General features: G+C 37.2%; 20 protein-coding genes. 19 read left to right on the plus strand and 1 reads right to left on the minus strand.

What is annotated here, in order from left to right; genetic code table 11:
- The first annotated feature begins 52 nt into the window (after positions 1-52).
- Positions 53-625 (plus strand): TetR/AcrR family transcriptional regulator, encoded by a 573-nt coding sequence (locus V1L66_RS04625; protein ID WP_009373269.1) that lies wholly within the window; start codon positions 53-55, stop codon positions 623-625.
- Positions 626-759: 134 nt separating this feature from the next.
- On the plus strand, positions 760-2,949 hold the full coding sequence (locus V1L66_RS04630; protein ID WP_333003762.1) for a YhgE/Pip domain-containing protein: 2,190 nt from the start codon (positions 760-762) through the stop codon (positions 2,947-2,949).
- A 360-nt stretch (positions 2,950-3,309) separates the two neighbouring features.
- Here V1L66_RS04630 and yhfH read toward each other — a convergent pair whose 3' ends face one another.
- Positions 3,310-3,435, minus strand: coding sequence for a protein YhfH (gene yhfH, locus V1L66_RS04635; protein ID WP_004230455.1), 126 nt, complete (start codon positions 3,433-3,435; stop codon positions 3,310-3,312).
- A gap of 144 nt (positions 3,436-3,579) precedes the next feature.
- On the opposite strand from yhfH, the gene V1L66_RS04640 reads away from it, so the two are divergent.
- The 17 genes from V1L66_RS04640 (at position 3,580) to hisG (ending at position 20,405) form a co-directional block, all read left to right on the plus strand.
- Positions 3,580-4,572: a lipoate--protein ligase gene (locus V1L66_RS04640; RefSeq protein ID WP_258860811.1), complete on the plus strand. Its 993-nt coding sequence runs from the start codon at positions 3,580-3,582 to the stop codon at positions 4,570-4,572.
- Positions 4,573-4,672: 100 nt separating this feature from the next.
- Complete coding sequence (locus tag V1L66_RS04645) at positions 4,673-5,377, plus strand: response regulator transcription factor (protein ID WP_036078849.1); 705 nt, start codon at positions 4,673-4,675, stop codon at positions 5,375-5,377.
- Complete coding sequence (locus V1L66_RS04650) at positions 5,377-6,360, plus strand: HAMP domain-containing sensor histidine kinase (protein ID WP_258860812.1); 984 nt, start codon at positions 5,377-5,379, stop codon at positions 6,358-6,360. The genes V1L66_RS04645 and V1L66_RS04650 overlap by 1 nt, the downstream gene beginning before the upstream one ends.
- A gap of 11 nt (positions 6,361-6,371) precedes the next feature.
- Positions 6,372-6,797: a hypothetical protein gene (locus V1L66_RS04655; RefSeq protein ID WP_333003760.1), complete on the plus strand. Its 426-nt coding sequence runs from the start codon at positions 6,372-6,374 to the stop codon at positions 6,795-6,797.
- A 12-nt stretch (positions 6,798-6,809) separates the two neighbouring features.
- Positions 6,810-7,586, plus strand: coding sequence for an ABC transporter ATP-binding protein (locus V1L66_RS04660; protein ID WP_004230460.1), 777 nt, complete (start codon positions 6,810-6,812; stop codon positions 7,584-7,586).
- Positions 7,558-9,492, plus strand: coding sequence for an FtsX-like permease family protein (locus V1L66_RS04665; protein WP_258860814.1), 1,935 nt, complete (start codon positions 7,558-7,560; stop codon positions 9,490-9,492). The genes V1L66_RS04660 and V1L66_RS04665 overlap by 29 nt, the downstream gene beginning before the upstream one ends.
- A 142-nt stretch (positions 9,493-9,634) precedes the next feature.
- Complete coding sequence (locus V1L66_RS04670) at positions 9,635-11,182, plus strand: fatty acid--CoA ligase family protein (RefSeq protein WP_333003758.1); 1,548 nt, start codon at positions 9,635-9,637, stop codon at positions 11,180-11,182.
- Positions 11,183-11,431: 249 nt separating this feature from the next.
- Positions 11,432-12,079 (plus strand): VTT domain-containing protein, encoded by a 648-nt coding sequence (locus tag V1L66_RS04675; protein WP_016991712.1) that lies wholly within the window; start codon positions 11,432-11,434, stop codon positions 12,077-12,079.
- Positions 12,080-12,244: 165 nt separating this feature from the next.
- The gene (locus V1L66_RS04680; RefSeq protein ID WP_258860815.1) at positions 12,245-13,474 is read left to right on the plus strand and encodes an EAL and HDOD domain-containing protein; all 1,230 of its coding nucleotides are present in this window, start codon (positions 12,245-12,247) and stop codon (positions 13,472-13,474) included.
- Positions 13,475-13,637: 163 nt separating this feature from the next.
- Positions 13,638-14,480 carry a YitT family protein gene (locus tag V1L66_RS04685; protein ID WP_333003755.1) on the plus strand — a complete coding sequence of 281 codons (843 nt, stop codon included), beginning with the start codon at positions 13,638-13,640 and terminating at the stop codon, positions 14,478-14,480.
- A 48-nt stretch (positions 14,481-14,528) separates the two neighbouring features.
- Positions 14,529-14,852: a cytochrome c551 gene (gene cccB, locus V1L66_RS04690; protein ID WP_016991709.1), complete on the plus strand. Its 324-nt coding sequence runs from the start codon at positions 14,529-14,531 to the stop codon at positions 14,850-14,852.
- Between the two features lie 142 nt (positions 14,853-14,994).
- The gene (gene hprK, locus V1L66_RS04695; RefSeq protein WP_004227974.1) at positions 14,995-15,930 is read left to right on the plus strand and encodes an HPr(Ser) kinase/phosphatase; all 936 of its coding nucleotides are present in this window, start codon (positions 14,995-14,997) and stop codon (positions 15,928-15,930) included.
- Positions 15,931-15,976: 46 nt separating this feature from the next.
- Complete coding sequence (gene lgt, locus V1L66_RS04700; protein ID WP_016991708.1) at positions 15,977-16,798, plus strand: prolipoprotein diacylglyceryl transferase; 822 nt, start codon at positions 15,977-15,979, stop codon at positions 16,796-16,798.
- A gap of 13 nt (positions 16,799-16,811) precedes the next feature.
- On the plus strand, positions 16,812-17,453 hold the full coding sequence (gene ppaX, locus V1L66_RS04705; protein WP_016991707.1) for a pyrophosphatase PpaX: 642 nt from the start codon (positions 16,812-16,814) through the stop codon (positions 17,451-17,453).
- A 5-nt stretch (positions 17,454-17,458) separates the two neighbouring features.
- Complete coding sequence (locus tag V1L66_RS04710; RefSeq protein ID WP_016991706.1) at positions 17,459-18,001, plus strand: DapH/DapD/GlmU-related protein; 543 nt, start codon at positions 17,459-17,461, stop codon at positions 17,999-18,001.
- Positions 18,002-18,604: 603 nt separating this feature from the next.
- A complete protein-coding gene (locus V1L66_RS04715; RefSeq protein ID WP_333003749.1) occupies positions 18,605-19,777 on the plus strand; it encodes an ATP phosphoribosyltransferase regulatory subunit in 1,173 nt (390 codons plus the stop codon).
- Positions 19,770-20,405, plus strand: coding sequence for an ATP phosphoribosyltransferase (hisG, locus tag V1L66_RS04720; RefSeq protein ID WP_333003748.1), 636 nt, complete (start codon positions 19,770-19,772; stop codon positions 20,403-20,405). The genes V1L66_RS04715 and hisG overlap by 8 nt, the downstream gene beginning before the upstream one ends.
- Positions 20,406-20,445: the final 40 nt, after the last annotated feature.

Here is a 20,445-nt window from a genome sequence, read left to right on the forward strand (position 1 = left end):
TTATTAAAGTGTACGAGAGATGTACATAACCTAACTAGAAAGGATGTTACTAATGGATCGTAGGCAGGAAATTCTTGAAGCAGCTGCAAAATCTTTTACATTGTTTGGCTACAAGGCAACAACAATGGAGCAAGTGGCTAAAATCGCCAATGTCGGTAAAGGTACGATTTATACATTCTTTGCAAATAAAGAAATTTTATTTCAAGAGATCGCAATGTCACTTGTACGAGAGATGAAAGCGGAAGCAGATGCAGTGTTGGATGCATCAGCAAGCTTTATGGATAATGCGCATAATGCTTTAATGAAAATGCTACAGTTCCGAGAAAAACATCTTTTATTTGCAAAGCTAATCGAGGAAGAAAAAGAATTACGAACACCAGCAGTTAAACAGGTGCTACTACGTATCGAGACTGAAATCTTATCGTATGTCGCAGAGTTAATACAACGACGTATTAATAAAGGTGAAATTAGAGAGTGTGATGCGGAGCTAGTTAGTTACTTATTGCTGAAGGCATATCTTGCTTTTGTTGTCGATTGGCATGAGTTACATGGTGATGTAATCCCTGAAGAAAAGATTCTTAATCTTTTTAAGGAAACTATCTTTCGAGGTTTGATTTTAACTTGATTCGATAAAATACAGCTGTATAAGTATTGAATCAAGTGCTCTTTTTGCAATATTGTCGAGGTTGATTATTTTTTTTTGAATGAAAATGACCAAATGACGTTTTCGGTCAAATAGTTTAGGAGTGAGGATATTATATGATTAAAGCTGAGTGGCTGAAGATCTTTAAAACAAGAAAAATGCTTGTGTCAATCATTGCTGTATTATTTATTCCAGTAATGTATGCGGGTATGTTTTTATGGGCGTTTTGGGATCCTTATGCGGGGCTTCCTAATCTTCCAGTAGCTGTTGTTAATGAGGATACTGGTGCTGAGATGGATGGCGTTAAATTAGACTTAGGGGATACCTTGGTCGATAAATTGATAGATAGCGAGCAATTTAACTTTATAGAAGTTTCAAAAGATGAAGCTGAAAAAGGCTTAAATAGTCGTGACTATTATATGATTTTAGAAATTCCAACAAATTTCTCTGAACATGCAACAACACTATTAGATGACAAACCATCAAAATTAGTAATGAACTACATTCCAAACGAGGGATTGAACTTCCTTGGTGCTCAAATTGGTGAGACTGCAATGGATCGTGTACGCGCTGAAGTAAATTCTCAAGTATCAGCGACTTATGCTGAAAAATTATTTGATTCCATTGCAACACTTGGAGATGGCTTTACAGAAGCTGCAGATGGCTCAAATAAGCTAGATGAGGGTGCACAAAAAGTAGCGAATGGTGCAAAAGATTTAAAAGGATATCTGGAGCAACTAGCATCGAGCACAGTTGAACTATCAAATGGTACTGATAAATTAACAAAAGGTGCGGGAGATGCCGCAAAAGGCGCGAATGACTTATCTAGTGGTTTAGTCAAACTACAAGATGGTACTGTTCAATTACAACAGGGTGCACAGCAAGCTGCAAATGGAGCAACGAGCCTTGAACAGGGGTTATCACAATATACACAAGGTGTTGCAAAAGTTGGTGCTGGTTTAAACACTTTAAACGACAAACAACAGCAAATTAGTGCAGGTGCAGCATCTATTGCTGAGAATGCCGGTGCATTGAATGGTGCGGCAACTCAATTAACAGCGGGATCTGCAAAAGTAGAGGCAGGCATTACAGCCCTATCGAATCAATTACAAACGATGATGGCTTCAATGCCTGAAGAACAAGCAGCAGCATTAAAACAAACATTAGCAGAATTACAGGCAGGTAGTGCTAGTGTGCATAACGGTTTAACATCTTTATCAGCTGGTACAGAAAAATTACAAGCCGGTGCTAATCAAGTAAGCTCTGGTGCAAGCCAAATTGCAGCAGGTCAAGCAGAAGTGCTAGCTGGTGCGAATGCATTAACAGCTAAAAGTAATGCTTTATTGGAAGGTGCAAAAGGTCTACAAGCAGGTAATGCCACATTAGCTGCTAAATTAGGTGAACTACATGCAGGTGTGAATACAGCTGTAACAGGTTCAAAAACATTAGCATCTGGATTAAATGAATTAGCGAATGGTACAACAACATTAAATCAAGGTACTTCTACACTTGCTTCAAAATCTGGTGAGCTAGCACAAGGATCTGCAACACTTGCAGATGGTTCTACGGAGCTAGCAGATGGTACAGCTACTTTATCTGGCAAACTAGGTGAGGCTAGTGAAAAAGCAAATGAAGTCAAAGCAAATCAAGATACGTATGATATGGTAGGTAGTCCAGTTGAAGTTGAAAAAGAGTCTGTAAACCATGTTCCTAACTATGGTACAGGTTTTGCACCATACTTTATTTCACTAGGCTTATTCGTAGGGGCATTATTAATTTCGATTGTGTTCCCACTTGTTGAACCTGCTATTCGTCCTAAAAACGGCGCATCTTGGTTTACAAGTAAAGTGACTGTATTAGCAGTTGTAGGTTTAGTGCAAACATTACTAACAGTAGTCATTGTAAAATGGGGCCTAGGACTTGAAGTGAATAACATGGGCTACTTTATCTTAACAGCATTATTAACAAGCTATGTATTCTTAGCCTTAATCCAAATGCTTGTTTCAATCTTCGGTGATCCAGGTCGTTTCATGGCAATTGTTGTACTAATTTTACAATTAACAACAAGTGCAGGTACATTCCCATTAGAATTAATACCTTCACCATTACAAGTATTTAACAAGCTATTACCGATGACATATACAGTTCAAGCATTTAAATCAAGTATTTCTACTGGTGATACGTCATTCTTAATGCAAAACTATGGAGTACTAGCTGGCTTCTTAGTAGCATTCTTAGCGATCACATTTGGTTACTTTATGCTACTGCACAATAAACGTTACTCTAAAGTAGCTGAAGAAAACTAAACATGAAGCACTCACCCAATGAACGGTGAGTGCTTTTTTTGTTCAGATCCGAGTAGCTTATCAACACACAACGCTAATTCCTCAGCCTCAAATGACATAAATAAAACAAAACATCTATAGAAAGGTGAAATGGGATTTCCATTTCAGGCTACTTTCCTGTGAACGAGTAGCAAGCTGCTTCCAACAATAAGTGACACAGTCTTTTTCAACAATATAAAAACAACAGCTGATATGAGCGTATCAGCTGTTGTTTTTTGTAAGTGTAAGAGATTTAATTAAGGGTTCATCAAAATATGATGAAGGGTGTCATGATTGCTACGTGTGGGGCACGTATATGACTATATCAGAATAGGCAAATGCTTATAGGTGGTTACATTTTTCACAAGTGTTGCTGTAGCATTCGCTTTGTTCTTCCATTTTTTCACCGCACTCAGTACATTGCTTTGCAGGTAAATTCTTGAAAAATTCAACTACGTTTTCTAACATTGTGGACTCCTCCTTTAAGTTCATCTGTACTATTACTGTTTTTATATTTTCTAGTGTATTATAACAGATGCTTTTCGTCAACACAAAATGCCTAATTTACGGTAAAATAAATATGGATATTTTGTGAAGGAGGAAACGTGAACTATGATTTTCGTTGATAATAAAGGGATCCATGATCCACGCATTAACCTTGCTATTGAGGAGTATTTGTTAAAAACAATGGACGTTGAGAAAGAGCCGGTGCTCCTTTTCTACATTAATCAACCGTCCATCATCATCGGTAAGAACCAAAATACAATTGAAGAAATCAATACAGACTATGTAGAGGACAATGGCATTATTGTTGTGCGCCGTCTTTCAGGTGGTGGTGCTGTTTATCATGATTTAGGGAATCTTAACTTCAGCTTTATTACAAATGATGATGGCGATAGCTTCATGAATTATAAAAAATTCACGCAGCCAGTAGTTGATGCTCTAGCAAAAATGGGTGTGAATGCAGAACTTTCAGGACGCAATGATATATTAGCAGAGGGACGTAAAGTTTCAGGAAATGCCCAGTTCTCTACAAAAGGACGTATGTTCAGTCATGGTACTTTGATGTTCGATACAGAAATTGATGCGGTTGTTTCTGCCTTAAAGGTTAAAAAGGATAAAATTGAATCAAAAGGTATTAAATCGATTCGCTCACGAGTAGCAAACATCTCAGAGTTTTTAAAAGAGAAAATGACGATTGAGGAATTCCGTCTTGAAATTTTGAAATCCATTTTTGGTGGGGAAGAAAATATTCGTTATTATGAGTTAACCGAAGAAGATTGGGCAAATATCCATAAGCTATCAGAAGAGCGCTATCAAACATGGGAGTGGAATTTTGGGAAATCACCACGCTTTAATATTCAAAAAACACATCGGTTCCCAACAGGAGGCATTGATATTCGCCTAGAAGTAAATCATGGTGTGATTGAAGAAGCGCATATTTTTGGAGATTTCTTTGGTGTAGGAGATATGGCTGATATAGAACAGCGCTTAGTTGGGACAAACTATGACAGAGCGGCCATTGCTAAGACATTAGCAGACATCGATATTCCTACATATTTTGGCGGAATTTCAACTGAGGACTTTTTACAATTAATTTATTAAGGAAAATACGGTTTCGTGTAATGTTTTAGCCTAAAGGTTCGCTGACAATTATGTCGTCGAATCTTTTTTTGATACAATATAGAAAGAAAGGAGTGTTGGTATGGAAAAGCATCGAATATTCATAGTTGAAGATGATGTCAAAATTGCGTCATTATTAGCGGAAACGCTTAGAAAATATCAATACGAAGTTGCAACAATTCAAGAATTTGATCATCTTATAGAAGAATTTACAGCATTTAATCCACATATGGTGCTGCTTGATATAAATTTACCTGCTTACGATGGCTATTATTGGTGTCGCCAGCTACGTCAGCATACAACATGCCCAATTATTTTCATTTCTGCTCGCTCAGGAGAAATGGACCAAATCTTTGCACTTGAAAATGGGGGCGATGATTTCATTACAAAGCCTTTTAATTACGAAATTGTGTTGGCTAAAATCCGTAGTCATCTACGCCGTACATATGGTGAATATGCAGTAAGGCAAGAAGAACGGACGATCAAGCAAGGTCAGCTTGTACTTCATTTAGAAAGAATGGAGCTACATAAAAATGATTTAGAAATACCACTTCAGAAAAAAGAATGTATCATTTTAGAGCTATTGATGGGCAACGCACCGAAAGTAGTGTCACGTGAGCAATTGTTAGAGGAGCTTTGGGACGATCAAGCATTTGTCGATGAAAACACATTGAATGTGAATATGACTAGAGTTCGGAAAAAGTTAGCGGATTATCATATATCGTCAACAATTGAAACGGTCCGTGGTGCAGGTTATCGATTCATATTAAGTGCAGGTGAGCTGTAGTGGGCTGGAAGCTTTTTTTACGTGATTATGCCTCATTTATTGTGTTCCAGCTCTTATTGGTTGGCTTCATCATGGTTATCTATGCACTAGACGGTTTTCGAAATATAGATACGGCAATTTATTCCTTTTGTATTAGTCTTGTACTATTAGCATCCTTTTTACTAGTTCGTTATCTAATGCGACAACGCTACTTATTGAAGATAACTCAGCTGCCAACAGCAATGGAAGATGTGCTACAAAAAAACGCAAAAACGCCAGAAGCTATGCAAACCGAGAAGTATATGCATGAGTTGTATCGACTTTATCAACATGAGCTGCATGCTTTATATGCAAGTCAAAAAAGACATGATCAGTTTATGAACCAATGGGTCCATCAAATGAAAACTCCTATTTCAGTGATTGAATTATTATTACAGGATGACCGTCCTCTTGATAAAAAGAATGTTCAGGAGGAAATTGATCGTTTGCGTAGAGGTTTGGATATGGTACTTGTTAATGCACGCCTAGAAAATTTTGAGGATGACATGCAAGTAGAGCGAGTTGCGCTAAAAGCCATTGTAACTGCAACTGTTAATGAAAATAAACGTTTATTTATTACGAAAAGAGTTTTTCCGGAAATTCATATTGAGGACGATCTAATTGTTGCCAGTGATTCGAAATGGCTTCGTTTCATTCTTGGACAATTTATCACCAATGCAGTGAAATACACGTTTGAGTCCAATAAAAAAATTGTTATTTCTGCCATTGAAAAGGATGACTATGTACAGCTTGCGATTTGCGATGAGGGTATTGGGATTCCCGCTTCCGATCTTTCACGTGTTACGAAAGCCTTTTTTACTGGCGAAAATGGGCGGAAAACAGGGGAATCAACTGGGATGGGCCTTTATTTAGCCAAAGAAATCTGTGAAAAGCTAGGCCATGAGCTGGCTATTACATCAGAAGTAGGAAAAGGGACGATTGTAACAGTAACATTTACAAATTAGGGGGCACTAGGATGGTAGAGGTACGTATTGAAGATTGGAAACTAACGATTGATAAGGAGAAAACAAATGCGCTTTATATGACACATCTGCAAGCGGGGGATCCATTAGCCTATCAAAATTTTCTTCTGGCAAATGAAAAGTTAGATGAAGAACTACTGCATTTTTCAAATAGCCTTGGGTTAAACTTACAACAACCAACATTATTGAATGCTTTTCCTGTCGACGGTCAGCAGATTATGTATAGTGGGTATTATACTGTATGTGGGGCAATCGTAGAGGGCGAAATGGATGCTTGGGATGTAATTGTTGGGGAGCATTGCTTTAGTTTAGTAGAGGAAGAGCCAATACTGGCTTTAACTGAGCCTCATTTTCATATTGGTTTTGAGGTCGTATTACCGTGGCTTTTACCTCAAACTTTAGAATTAACGAAGAAATAAGGTGAATGAAGTATGCCTATTTTGCAAATTAAAGATGTGACAAAAGTGTACGAAGGTAAAGTAACACATCGTGCATTAAATCAATTGAGCTTTGACGTCGAAGAAGGCGAGTTTTTAGCTGTTATGGGCCCCTCAGGGAGCGGTAAAACGACATTACTGAACATTATTTCGACCATCGATGAACCAACTAGTGGAGAAATCATACTAGATGGAATGAATCCACATAAATTGAATGCAACAGAGCTTGCGTACTTTAGAAGAAGACAGCTTGGTTTTGTGTTTCAGGATTTCAATCTTTTGCATATGCTGACGGTCGAGGAAAATATCGTGTTGCCCTTAACGTTAGATCAGCAGCCGCTAGAGGTAATGGAGGAGCGTCTGGCAAGTATTGTAGAAAAGCTAGACTTAACTTCCTTCCTTCATAAACGTCCAAATGAAATATCTGGGGGACAGGCACAAAGAACGGCAATCGGTCGTGCACTTATTCATAATCCTAGTCTCATTTTAGCGGACGAGCCGACAGGTAATTTAGATTCAAATTCTTCACGTGATGTGCTTGAACTATTAACAAAGGTAAATCAGGATAAACAAACGACAATAGTGATGGTCACGCACGATCCGATTGCAGCAAGTTATTGTGATCGAGTGTTATTCATTAAAGATGGTGAATTTTTTAATGAAATTTATCGAGATGACCGTCGTCAGATGTTTTTCCAACGGATATTAAATGTTTTAAGCTTACTAGGAGGAGGGCAAGTAGGTGACCTTTCGACAATTCGCTTACCGTAATGTCGTGCGGAACAGCCGGATATATGGTGCCTTTTTCATGGCAAGCTTTTTTTCTGTGGCTGTATTTTTTATCTATTCTATGCTGATGTTTCACCCTGATATTGAACGTGGGATATTAGGGGAGATGTCTCTCATTGGTATGGTGGGGGCTGAAATTGTTCTCGTCCTGTTTACATTATTCTTTTTATATTATTCCATGAGTGCTTTTTTAGAGGCCAGATCACATGAGTTTGCCATTTTATTGCATTTGGGAATGGAAAAACGTCAGATGAATAGACTTGTCTTTTTAGAGACAATGATTATTGGAACAGGCTCGATTATTGTAGGGATTGTCTTTGGTTTCTCATTTTCAAAATTCTTTTTTATGATTGTTCGGGAAATTTTACATTTAGATGATTTACCACTGTACGTTTCATGGGAGCCATTTTTACTGACGATTGGTGTTTTCACAAGTGCATTTTTCGTTATTTCTTTTATTAGTGTGTATTTTACACGAGAGAGAAAATTACGAGATCTTATTAAAGGCAGTGATTATTTAAATAGCTTAACAACGTATTCCAAAATACGAGCTTTCTATGGTATTGCTTTAATTGTAACAACGTATGTCCTCGCGTTTGTTGTGGGCCATACATCACTAATCGGGCTAACGCTATTAATACCATTTTCTGCAACCTTTGGCACCTATTATTTTTTCAGTGATTCTGTGCCTTGTTTTTTAGATTTAGCACGTGGGAAACGCAAATATCATTGGCAACGCTATCGTCTCCTGTCACTAGCAGAACAAACGCATATAATGATGGATAACGTGAAAATGTTTTTCGTTGTGACAATGGTATCTACACTTGCATTTTTATCTGTTGGTGTATTAGCGACGATGTCCTCTTATACAACTCAATATGATCGATTAAATCCACTCGGACTGGTATATAAGGGGGATGTCGATAACCCATATGAACGGGAGCATATCAATTCTTTAAGGCTACAATTAGAGGAGAAAGGTTTATCTTATCAGCTATCCCGATTTATTGTTGTAAAGCAAACCTCTTCCTTCACGCGAAATGAAGTGGAGGTTTTTCGCGAGTCCGATATGAATGTCTTGCTTTCTTCCTATAGTTATCCATTATTAAATCTGGGAGCAGGTGAGGCAGTATTCATTCCTTATTCGGAGGATTCCCTAAAAAAATTAAAAGATCGAGTCGTGCAGACGGTTTTAGAAGAAAACAATATACCACTCACTATCGATAGTGTCTATCCAAAAATTGTGTTTCCAGGCTCGATTGTAAGTGTTAATTCGATTGTCATTAGTGATGAAGACTTCGCTAAGCTTATTCATCCGATTTCCGATCAAGATATTATTCAACCAAGCTATCATCTATTTACATTTGTTATTCCTCAATGGATGGAAACAAAGGATATCGGTAAGGATATAGAACATCTAGAATCCAATCTGTATTTTATTAAAAAGAATAGATTTAGCCCTTTTTACTTTGAAAATGCAGGATTAAATTATTCTTATATATTAGCTACCTACTCATTATTTACATTAGTGGGTGTCTTAGTAGCTACTGTATTTTTACTTGCGGCTGGTAGCTTTATCTATTTTAAATTGCATACATCCCTCGAACGTGAAAAGCGTAAATTTGATGTGTTAAAGCGTATGGGTTTAACAGATACGGAGCTAAAAAAGCTAGTTAATCGCCATTTGTTTCCCCAATTTTTCTTACCTTGGGGTGTTGCGATGATGCATAGTGCCTTTGCTTTTCTAATGGTTCAAGGTATTTTAAGAGACTTTGCAAATATATCGATTGTAAAAGAAGTATTCTTTGCTTTTGGCTTTTTTGTCTTAATACAAGTTGTTTATTTTTATTTAATTCGATGGCGCTATATCTCCCATATTCGCTCATGAGGTAATGGTTTAAAAGAGAAAAAAATGAATTATTTAACGTAATTTATGACATGAGATAAAAAGACTCATTGTTTTTTAGATATATTTCTTATATAATATTACTGAATAGCGATTCATTTTATACGATAAGGGGATGGTGTAATTGAATTTAGTTTCACGTGTTCGTCAACAGGCAACAGAACAACCTGAAAAAGTGGCGTATCATTTTATGGGGAAAGATACGACTTATGGGGAATTTGAGCAAACTGTTGGCCGCTTTGCAAAAGGATTACAAGATTTAGGCGTTGAAAAAGGGGATCATGTGGCGTTTTTACTCGGCAACACGCCACACTACTTAATTGCTCTCTATGCAACAATGCGCTTAGGGGCAACGGCAATACCTGTTAATCCAATCTATACACCCGATGAAATTTCTTACATTTTGCATAATGGAGATGTAAAAGCGGTCATTGCTCTAGATATGTTGCTACCATTGGTTGAAAAAGGTGTACAAGCATTTCCACAAGTAAAAACATTTATAGTTTGTGAAACAACACCAGATATAGCGGAAAAAGTGGCAGCTTTATCACCACAAGCACAAGAAAAAACACATTTATTTACACATGTCATCGCCAAAACAACTCAATCTTTACAACCTATTGAAGTTGCAGATGATGACAATGCCATTATTTTATATACTTCAGGAACTACAGGTAGTCCAAAGGGGGCCATGCTGACACATGGTAATGTGTACTCAAATGCACGAGATGTTGCTCATTATTTAGGGATTAATGCAGGGGACCGTGTTATTGCGACACTACCTGTATTCCATGTATTTGCCTTAACGGTTGTAGTTAATGCACCTTTATTAAGTGGAGCAACAGTTTTACTTGCACCACGCTTTAGCCCTAGCGAAATTTTCGCTTTAGCAAGAGAGCAAAAAGCAACGGTATTTGCTGGTGTTCCTACTATGTATAATTTCTTATACCAATTACCTGAAGGCAATCCTGAAGATTTCTCGACTATTCGTTTAGCTATTTCAGGTGGCGCCTCCTTGCCTGTTGCGCTATTACATAATTTCGAGCAGAAATTTAATGTGCGTGTGTCAGAGGGATATGGCTTATCCGAAGCTTCACCCGTTACATGTTTTAACCCACTAGATCGTGATCGTAAAGCTGGCTCTATTGGAACATCTATTAGCAATGTTGAGAACAAAGTTGTCGATGTCAATGGTCAGGAAGTACCTGTGGGCGAAGTTGGAGAGCTAATTGTACGGGGTCCCAATGTGATGAAGGGATACTATAAAATGCCTGAAGAAACAGCAATGGCGATTCGTGACGGCTGGCTCTATACAGGAGATTTAGCAAAGGTAGATGAAGAAGGATATTTCTACATTGTTGACCGCAAAAAGGATATGATTATAGTGGGGGGCTTTAATGTTTATCCACGTGAAGTGGAGGAAGTGCTGTTTGCCCATAATAATATTGTGGAGGCAGCAGTAGTAGGCTTCCCAGATCCTAACTTAGGGGAAGCGGTACATGCCTATGTTGTGTTAAAAGAAGTAGCGGCTACTACAACAGACGATCTTCTATCCTATTGTGCTAAACATATGGTGAAGTACAAGGTTCCGAAGGTAATTGAGATACTGGATGAACTACCAAAAAACACTACAGGAAAAATATTAAGACGCTCATTAAAAGAAAAAGTTTAAGCGAGAAAAGCTACTATTGAAAAATGGTAGCTCTTTTTTTGTACATTATTCGTATAATAGTAAAATCAGTTGAGAGTAGATATCTGTAAGTGATAAAATCAAACTTGTGAAATCTTCTACATACTTTTCGAGGGCTTGTCATATAGTGAGGAAGTAATGTAAAAAGACGTACAAAACTGGAACCCTTTGAGGTGAAGCCACGTCAAAGCTTTTAGGTAAAAATACTATTGAAAGAGAGCATACAAAAACATGTTAGAACTCATTAAGGAGTTAATAAGTTTTATTGTGCATATTGATGTGCATTTAGAAGAAATTATTCGTGATTTTGGCAATTGGAGTTATCTTATTTTATTTGCGATTGTTTTTGTAGAAACAGGCGTTGTTATTTTCCCATTCTTACCTGGCGATTCCTTGTTATTTGCAAGTGGAACATTAGCAGCAGCAATGGGCGCGTTTGATATGTGGATTTTAATCCCTGTATTTTTAGCAGCAGCTATTTTGGGAGATACGGTGAATTATCATATTGGACATAAGGTAGGGACATCTATTCCACCAAAGAGCCTCCTCGGTAGAGTTGTTAAAAAGGAACGTATGGAAGCAGCTGAAAAATTCTTTAATACACATGGTGGGAAAACGATCGTGATCGCTCGTTTCATGCCATTTATTCGTACATTTATCCCGTTTGTGGCGGGTGCAAGTAAAATGAAATATAGTTATTTCTTATTTTATAATATTTTTGGTGCCATTTTATGGGTATTCAGTTGCACATTATTAGGTTACTTCTTTGGGAATATTCCAATTATTAAAGATAACTTCTCAGTTGTATTGATTTTGATTATCTTTATATCGGTTGTGCCTGCAGTGATCGGAGCAATAAAATCCAAAGTCGGTAAATAATATGGATAGTCCTCAAGTGAGCAATACCACGGGGGACTGTCCTTTCTTTTTAATTGTCTAAAAAAGCCAATTTGGCATGTTAAGTTAGCTTGAAGTATAAGCATCAGGTCGTAAAAAATGTTATACTATAAATTACTAGAAAATGGAGAAATGGGGGGCAACGGAATGGAAGTATTCATTGGCAGACAGCCTATATTTAATCTTCATGAGCAAGTTGTTGCATATGAATTGTTATATCGTAGCAAAAACGTAAATGCCTTTCCAATGGTCGATTCAGATGCAGCAACGATTGATGTACTTGTGAACTCATTTCTTTCAATTGGTTTTGAAGAGGTAACGAAAGGTAAACCTGGTTTTGTAAATTTTACTGAAAACTTATTGATGAGCTCTATATATGAATTTTTAAATCCCTCACAGGTAGTGATTGAGATATTAGAGGATGTTCCACTTACCAATCAATTAGTGGAACGTGTAATTGAGCTAAAAAAACAGGGGTTCCAAATTGCTTTGGATGATTTTATGATGGATGATCAAGTGGAAGTTTATGATGAATTATTCGAACAAATTGATTATATTAAGGTGGATTTTTTAGCTTCTTCCATTGTAAAAAGAATGGAAATCGAAAATAAGGTTAAGGAGAAGTTTCCACATATTCAATTGCTTGCTGAAAAAGTAGAGACGCGTCATCAATTTGAAGTCGCTAAATCCTCTGGCTATGTGTTATTTCAAGGTTATTTTTTTGAACAACCGCAAATAATACGAGCAACAGACATTCCAGCAAATGCGATTCAATACATTCACACTATCTCCTTACTAAAAGAGGAAGAACCGAATATTCAATTGTTAGCAGAAAATATTGAACGTGATATTTCATTAACATACAAATTATTGCAAATGATTAATAACTCATCTAAACGTTCTAAATCGAAAGTGCGCTCCATCAAACAAGCGATTGTGTTATTGGGTGTATCAAATCTACGTAAATGGATTTATTTATTGGCCATGCGTGAAATTGATATTGATGCCGATTCTGATCTTTTTAAAGAAGTGATGTGTACGTCTTTATTCCGAGCTAAGGTTTGTGAAAAACTAGCTAAGCTAGCTTATAAAAAGAATTTCTCAGAGTATTTTTTAGTCGGCATGTTTTCTCTAATTGATACATTACTTCAAAGACCGATGAATGTTATTTTACAGCAGCTACCATTCTCAGAGGATATTACGAATACCATTCTGGGCTTTGAAACGGAAATGACTCCTTATTTGGAGTTTAGTGTTGCGTTAAGTAAACTAGATTGGCCGCGCTTAGAAGAGCTAGCTGTACAGTTGAATATTCAGTTAGTTGACATTGATCTTTTATATTATGAAGCAATTGAATGGGCAGAAAAATCATTTTAAACTAATTCAGCAAAAGCTATCTTATTGATTACAGTAAGATAGCTTATTTTACAGCTCCTCAATATAGTATCCCTTCATCAAGATAAAGTTCTCAATGCTAAAAGTATTTGCTATAATCATCTCGTCTTTAAAAAATTCTGATAGTTGAAGTGGGCGTGGGGAAATGAAACATGATGTGAGAGATAGCATTGTGGAGTATGTGTATGTCATTGTAGGAGCGGCAATAATTGCTATTGGTTTTAATGTCTTTTTATTACCAAATCAAGTCGCTTCAGGTGGGGTAAGTGGAATTAGTACGATTTTGCATGGTTTATTTGGCTGGAATCCGGGAATTGTTCAGTATGCGTTTAACGTTCCGCTTTTTATTGCTGGTGTTTTATTACTGGGCAAAAAATTTGGGATAAAATCCTTTATTGGGACAATTACGTTACCGTTTATTGTTTTATTAACAAATAGCTGGGAACCTTGGACTGATAATCCTTTATTGGGTGCTCTTTTTGGTGGAATTGTTGTTGGGCTAGGAATAGGAATGGTCTTTAAGGGGAATGCTTCAACTGGTGGCACTGATTTACTAGCGCAAATCATTACGAAGTTTACAGGATTGTCGCTTGGAACAAGTGTGCTGTTAATAGATGGCGTAATCGCAATTAGTGCAGCAATTGTTTTTGACTTAGAAAAAGGTTTGTATGCTCTCATTGGACTTTATGTTACCACAAAAACGATTGATATTATTCAGCTAGGTTTTAGTCAATCTAAAATGGTCTATATCATTACACTGAAACAAGATGAGGTTAGAGAAGCCATTTATGCTGAAATTAATCGTGGTGTAACGAAGTTACCAGCAATTGGTGGGTATACAGGAGAGGCACGACCAGTTCTGATGGTTGTTGTTTATCAAACAGAATTCACAAAGCTGAAACAACTCATTAAAAGCGTTGACCCATCAGCGTTTGTTATCGTTTCTGATGCATACGAGGTATTAGGAGAAGGTTTCAAACGTGCATAATTTTGGTATAATGGCGGCGTAAGGTATTTATTATGAGGAGGGGTACTAATGAAAAAAGCAATGTTAACATTAGTGTTCGGATCAGCAATCTTCTTAGCTGCATGTGGTGGCGGAGATAAAACTGCATCTAATAAGGGTAATGAAAGTGCTGCAGAGCCAAATGGCGAAGCAATTGCGATGAAATCTTGTGTTACTTGTCATGGTGGCGAGCTACAAGGTGCAAATGGTCCAGCATTAAATAATGTAGGTTCACGTTTGTCTGAATCAGAAATTTTAGATATTATAAATAATGGTAAAAACGGCATGCCTGCAGGATTAGTAAAAGGTGCAGATGCTGAGGCAGTTGCTAAGTGGTTAGCAACTCAAAAATAATTGCTTTTTAAAAACTAGCGGGCTGGAGAGCCGCTAGTTTTTTTAGTGCAAGCAAACGCTGTATTGAGAGTAAATACATTTCTTTTACACATAGACATGCTAAAATAAGGTGAACCTTATCCATTGATTGGAGGCTTTTTCATTGGTCGTAGTATTAACAAGAGATGTTATGGAGAAATTTAAGTTAGAGTTATTAGCTGGTGAAGAAGGAATAGGCAGGACAATTGTGACTAGCGATATCTCAAGACCAGGGCTTGAAATGGCAGGATACTTTACTCATTATCCAGCGAATCGTGTACAATTACTCGGCAAGACTGAACTTTCCTTTTTTGAAATGCTCCCAGCAGATGTTAAGCTTGAGCGTATGCGTTTACTTTGTTCACAGGACACGCCTGCTATCATTATTTCTAGAGATTTAGAAGTACCAGAGGAGCTTATTCAAGCATCAAACGAAAAGCATGTACCTGTGTTTAAAACACATATGACCACAACTAAATTTTCGAGTAGATTGACGAACTACTTAGAGGGACGCTTAGCTCCGATGACAGCAGCGCACGGGGTACTTGTCGATGTGTATGGCATCGGTGTGCTTATAATTGGTAAAAGCGGTGTGGGTAAAAGTGAAACAGCTCTTGAGCTTGTAAAAAAAGGTCATCGTTTAGTAGCGGATGATTGTGTTGAAATTCGTCAAGAATCAGAGAACCTATTAATTGGAAGCCCTCCACCTTTATTAGAGCACTTATTGGAAATACGAGGCATCGGCATTATTGACATTATGACACTATTTGGTGCAAGTGCAGTACGCCCCTATAAACGTATTACCCTCATCATTGAACTCGAAATATGGGATCCACAAAAAGTTTATGATCGATTAGGCTTAGAAGAAGAAAAAATGAAAATAATCGATACGGAACTAACAAAATTAACAATTCCAGTAAGACCAGGACGCAATGTCTCCGTTATTATTGAAGTAGCAGCGATGAATTATCGTTTAAAGAAAATGGGCGTCAATGCGGCAGAGGAATTTTCAAGACGTTTAGATGAAGTGATTTCATCAAATGATGTGTTAGACGATTAAAAATTTTCAAACAATATTGTTAATGGCATATTGAGAGGAGTAGAAAATGGATTTATTACTATTGCAAATTGACCCGATTGCCTTTCATTTAGGCCCAATTCCAGTTCGTTGGTATGGATTACTGATTGTATCGGGAATCATTTTAGCCTATGTTGTTGGGCAGAGAGAGGCCGTTAAGCGAGGTTTGCCTGAAGACTTTCTCGCAGATTTATTATTATGGGCAGTGCCTATATCCATTGTCTGTGCACGTATTTACTATGTGTCAATGCGATGGGATTACTATAGCGAAAATCCAGGCAAAATCATTGAGATATGGAATGGTGGTATTGCCATCCACGGTGCACTCATCGGGGCATTTGTGACAGCTTACATATTTACTCGTATAAAAAATGTAAGCTTTTTACGAGTAGCGGATATTGCAGCACCTAGTATTTTAATCGGGCAGATTATTGGTCGATGGGGCAACTTTATGAACCAAGAGGCTTATGGTGGTGAGGTATCGAAAGCATTTTTAGAAAACCTAATGCTCCCAGATTGGATTATTAATCAAATGTATATCGAAGAATTAGGTTCTTATGTACACCCCACTTTTTTATATGAATCGGTTTGGAACCTGATTGGGCTTATCATTTTATTAGTTTTGCGCAAAGTGAACTTAAATCGTGGTGAAATTTTCTTTAGCTATTTAATTTGGTATTCTATCGGTCGCTTCTTTATCGAAGGAATGCGTACAGATAGCCTCTACTTAGTTGGAGATTTACGTTCAGCACAGGTTGTATCCATTATTGGTATTGTAGTGGGTCTAGGTGCCATTATTTATCGTAGAATAAAGGTGAAACCAGCCGTAAAATACTTGGATAATAAATAAGGGGTTGTAAAAAATGGCTGTAAAGGCACTACTATTTGATTTTGATGGAACTTTACTGAATACAAATGATTTAATCATTCAAACATTTATGCATGTATTAAATGAGCGATTTCCCGGGCAATATTCGCCAAAAGACTGCCTGAAATTCATCGGTCCATCATTGAAACAGACATTTAATGACATTGCACCAGGTGAAGAAGATACTTTGATAGAAATGTATCGAGCTTGGAATATTGCACACCATGATGAACTAGTTAGCCAATACCCTGATGTTGTGTCAACTCTAGAGCAATTAAAAGCGCAAGGTATACGATTGGCTATTGTTTCGACGAAACGTAATGAGACCATCGATCGTGGACTTGCTATTCTTGGTGCAACACATCTATTTGATGTACGTATTGGTACAGATGATGTGAAGAATGTGAAGCCTGATCCAGAGCCAGTATTACTTGCGTTGGAAAGATTAGGAATAGAAAAAGACTATGCGATTATGATTGGCGATAATTCGCACGATATTGAAGCTGGACATCGTGCTGGTGTAAGAGCAGCGGGTGTCGCTTGGGCAATTAAGGGAGAGGCTTACTTACAGCAGTATCAACCAGAATATATGTTGCAACATATGTCAGATTTATTTGATATTGTGAAAGAGGGGTAAGGTAGATGGCGCGTAAAACAGAACGTTACCGTGTCCAAGGAGCCAATTCACTTTGGAATATATATGACACGGTGTCCTTTTGGAAGGTGATGAAGTGTTTCATTGTCATTCAAATCGGACGCTTCACACCATTTTTACGTGTGAAAAACTGGCTTTATCGTACATTTTTAAGCATGACTATTGGTAAGCAAACGTCATTAGCCTTAATGGTCATGCCAGATACCATGTTTCCTGAACGAATTTTTATTGGAGACAACACTGTGATTGGATTTAACACAACCATTTTAGCACATGAATATTTAATAGAGGAATATCGCTTAGGTGATGTTCATATTGGAAATGAAGTAATGATTGGGGCAAATTCAACCATTTTACCAGGTGTAACAATTGGTGATGGCGCCATTGTTTCAGCTGCCACACTTGTACATAAGGATGTGCCAGCAGGCTGTTTAGCAGGGGGTAATCCGATGCAAATTATTTATACAGCTGAACAAATGGCAGAGCGCAAACGTAATGAGGTTGTAGAGTGGTGTACACCAAAGAAATAATAAAAACTCACGTAGTATGGTTCTATACTTCGTGAGTTTTTTAGCATAAAAAAGCTACTCCAAAACACACTAGTTTTTGGAGTAGCTTTTACTGTTTATATAAGAGCTATGTCATAGTCTGATTTGAATTTACAAGTGTCATGATCGCCTAAGCAAGTTGTTTCAACAAAAGTTAATTTAATTGCAGTTCCATCAATGTTTTCAGTTGAGTGAAGTGACACTTTGTCACCAGTATAAAATCACCTTTTCCATAATAAATCGCACCAATGTGTAGTGTAAATGGTTCTTTTTGTTATTAATGCTATTCTAAATTAAGTTTTTTGAAAGGTATTAATATAAAAGTTTGATAATTGTTTTGTCACATTTTAGACCTATTCTTGTTCTCGCTAAAGCATTTTGTCAAATTATAAGAAAAATGAGTCATGCTTTTTTTGCAAGTCTTTTCAATTCAATGTGTATAATTAACAGAATAATAAGTATTTAAAGATTTCGATAATTAATGAGGATAACGTTGACTGTTTTATTGAAATAAGTTAAAATTCTTTCATAATCTAATTCTCTAACACTCTAGTGAAATAAAGTGAAATGTGAGGAAGTGTCCATATGTCGTCGATAAAAATGTTTGAAAAACCACTTGGAATGCGCGATACATTTCCGCAAATCTATGAGAAAGTTGAAGCAGTTAGACATGCTGGTAGAGACTTTTTATATAAAAGGGGTTATGAGTTTATAAAAACGCCTGCGGTGGAGTATTTCGATACAGTGGGGAAGGCTTCAGCGATTGCTGATGCTCATTTATTTAAGTTAGTGGATAGCCAAGGGAATACGTTAGTGCTGCGACCTGACATGACTACACCGATTGCCCGAGTAGCTACATCGAAACTATTAAAGGAAATGATTCCATTACGCCTTGCCTATTTTGCCAGCGTTTTTCGAGCTCAGGAAGCAGAAGGTGGCAGGCCAGCTGAGTTTGATCAAATGGGAATTGAGTTAATAGGTGATCAATCAGTTTTTGCCGATGCAGAAGTTATTGTAACGGCAATGGAGCTATTAAAGCATTTTAAATTGGAAGAGTTTAAAATCACAATTGGACATGCTGGTATATTAAATTGCATTTTACAAGATTACACAGAGAGTATCGAACAGCAAACAACGCTTAGAACATTGCTTGTCCAACGAAATTACGTAGGGTTTGAAGAAGCAGTAGAGTCATTTGATCTGCCTAAAGCTAAATCCGATGCCCTCTTACAATTTATTGAAGAAGCCATGAATGTCAGAGATATACGAGATATTGAAAAATATGTCCGCAAAAATGATGCATTAGAATATATGCAACAACTTGCTCAACTACTTGAAATGGCTGATTTAGCTGATTATGTAGCTTTCGATTTCACACTTTCGAGTCATATGAGTTATTACACGGGTATGCTATTTGAAGTATTTGCTGTGGGAAGTGGCTTTTTATTAGGAAATGGTGGTCGTTATGATGGCTTGTTAGAAGTTTTTGGTTCAAAGGTTGGTGCTACAGGATTTAGTATTCGTGTGGATCGTTTATTAGAAACATTAAACGGGCAATCAGTGAAACGACAGGAAGCAACAGTTGTTCTTTTTGAAGAAGAACAATTTGAGGAAGCTTTACTAAAGGTTAAAACTTTACGAGCAGCAGGAAAATTAGCTACTTTGCAGTTACGTAGTAGTCTAGTCGATGAAGCGGCCTTTTTAGCATACTTTACAGAAGTGGTGGTAGTTGGACAGGAGGAAGTTGGCGGTGAATGAATTAACGATTGCAATGCCCAAAGGACGAATCTTTGAAGAGGCATATCAAATGCTGTTAGAGGCAGGCTTTAATTTACCAGAAGAAGTAGAAATGTCACGTAAATTAATGATTGAAATACCAGAGGAAAAAATTCGCTTTATTTTATCAAAGCCAATGGATGTTCCTGTCTATGTTGAACATGGTGTTGCGGATATAGGTATTGCTGGTAAGGATGTCTTGTTAGAGCAACAGCGAGAGGTGCATGAATTACTTGATTTGAAAATTAGTAATTGCTATATCGCTTCTGCAGGCTTACCAAACAACTCCATGAATGAGATTGCGCCAAGAATTGCTACGAAATATCCGAATATTGCAATGAAGTACTACAAAGGCATTGGTGAGCAAGTGGAAATAATCGAGCTCAATGGTTCTATTGAATTAGCACCAATGATTGGCTTAGCTGATCGAATTGTCGATATTGTTTCTACAGGTCGTACATTAAAAGAGAACGGCTTAGTAGAATATGAATTTATTACTGCTGTCTCTTCTCGATTAATTGCAAACCCAGTAAGTTATCGTATGAAAGGTGAGCGTATTATTGATCTTGTGAAGCGATTAAAGAAATGTGTGAATGAGCAGAAAGAGTAATCATTTTTAGCTACATATGAAGGACTAAAGGGGATTAATC

Source organism: Lysinibacillus sp. IITD104, assembly GCF_036698265.2.
GTDB lineage: Bacteria > Bacillota > Bacilli > Bacillales_A > Planococcaceae > Lysinibacillus > Lysinibacillus boronitolerans.

Bases quoted from the DNA above. Each gene is read 5' to 3' on its own strand.
- yhfH (WP_004230455.1), bottom strand. From the start codon at position 3,435: ATGTTAGAAAACGTAGTTGAATTTTTCAAGAATTTACCTGCAAAGCAA.
- V1L66_RS04680 (WP_258860815.1), top strand. From the start codon at position 12,245: ATGGAAGTATTCATTGGCAGACAGCCTATATTTAATCTTCATGAGCAA.
- V1L66_RS04685 (WP_333003755.1), top strand. From the start codon at position 13,638: ATGAAACATGATGTGAGAGATAGCATTGTGGAGTATGTGTATGTCATT.
- cccB (WP_016991709.1), top strand. From the start codon at position 14,529: ATGAAAAAAGCAATGTTAACATTAGTGTTCGGATCAGCAATCTTCTTA.
- V1L66_RS04660 (WP_004230460.1), top strand. From the start codon at position 6,810: ATGCCTATTTTGCAAATTAAAGATGTGACAAAAGTGTACGAAGGTAAA.
- V1L66_RS04640 (WP_258860811.1), top strand. From the start codon at position 3,580: ATGATTTTCGTTGATAATAAAGGGATCCATGATCCACGCATTAACCTT.
- V1L66_RS04675 (WP_016991712.1), top strand. From the start codon at position 11,432: ATGTTAGAACTCATTAAGGAGTTAATAAGTTTTATTGTGCATATTGAT.
- V1L66_RS04645 (WP_036078849.1), top strand. From the start codon at position 4,673: ATGGAAAAGCATCGAATATTCATAGTTGAAGATGATGTCAAAATTGCG.
- V1L66_RS04715 (WP_333003749.1), top strand. From the start codon at position 18,605: ATGTCGTCGATAAAAATGTTTGAAAAACCACTTGGAATGCGCGATACA.
- V1L66_RS04655 (WP_333003760.1), top strand. From the start codon at position 6,372: ATGGTAGAGGTACGTATTGAAGATTGGAAACTAACGATTGATAAGGAG.
- V1L66_RS04710 (WP_016991706.1), top strand. From the start codon at position 17,459: ATGGCGCGTAAAACAGAACGTTACCGTGTCCAAGGAGCCAATTCACTT.
- V1L66_RS04630 (WP_333003762.1), top strand. From the start codon at position 760: ATGATTAAAGCTGAGTGGCTGAAGATCTTTAAAACAAGAAAAATGCTT.
- ppaX (WP_016991707.1), top strand. From the start codon at position 16,812: ATGGCTGTAAAGGCACTACTATTTGATTTTGATGGAACTTTACTGAAT.
- V1L66_RS04625 (WP_009373269.1), top strand. From the start codon at position 53: ATGGATCGTAGGCAGGAAATTCTTGAAGCAGCTGCAAAATCTTTTACA.
- lgt (WP_016991708.1), top strand. From the start codon at position 15,977: ATGGATTTATTACTATTGCAAATTGACCCGATTGCCTTTCATTTAGGC.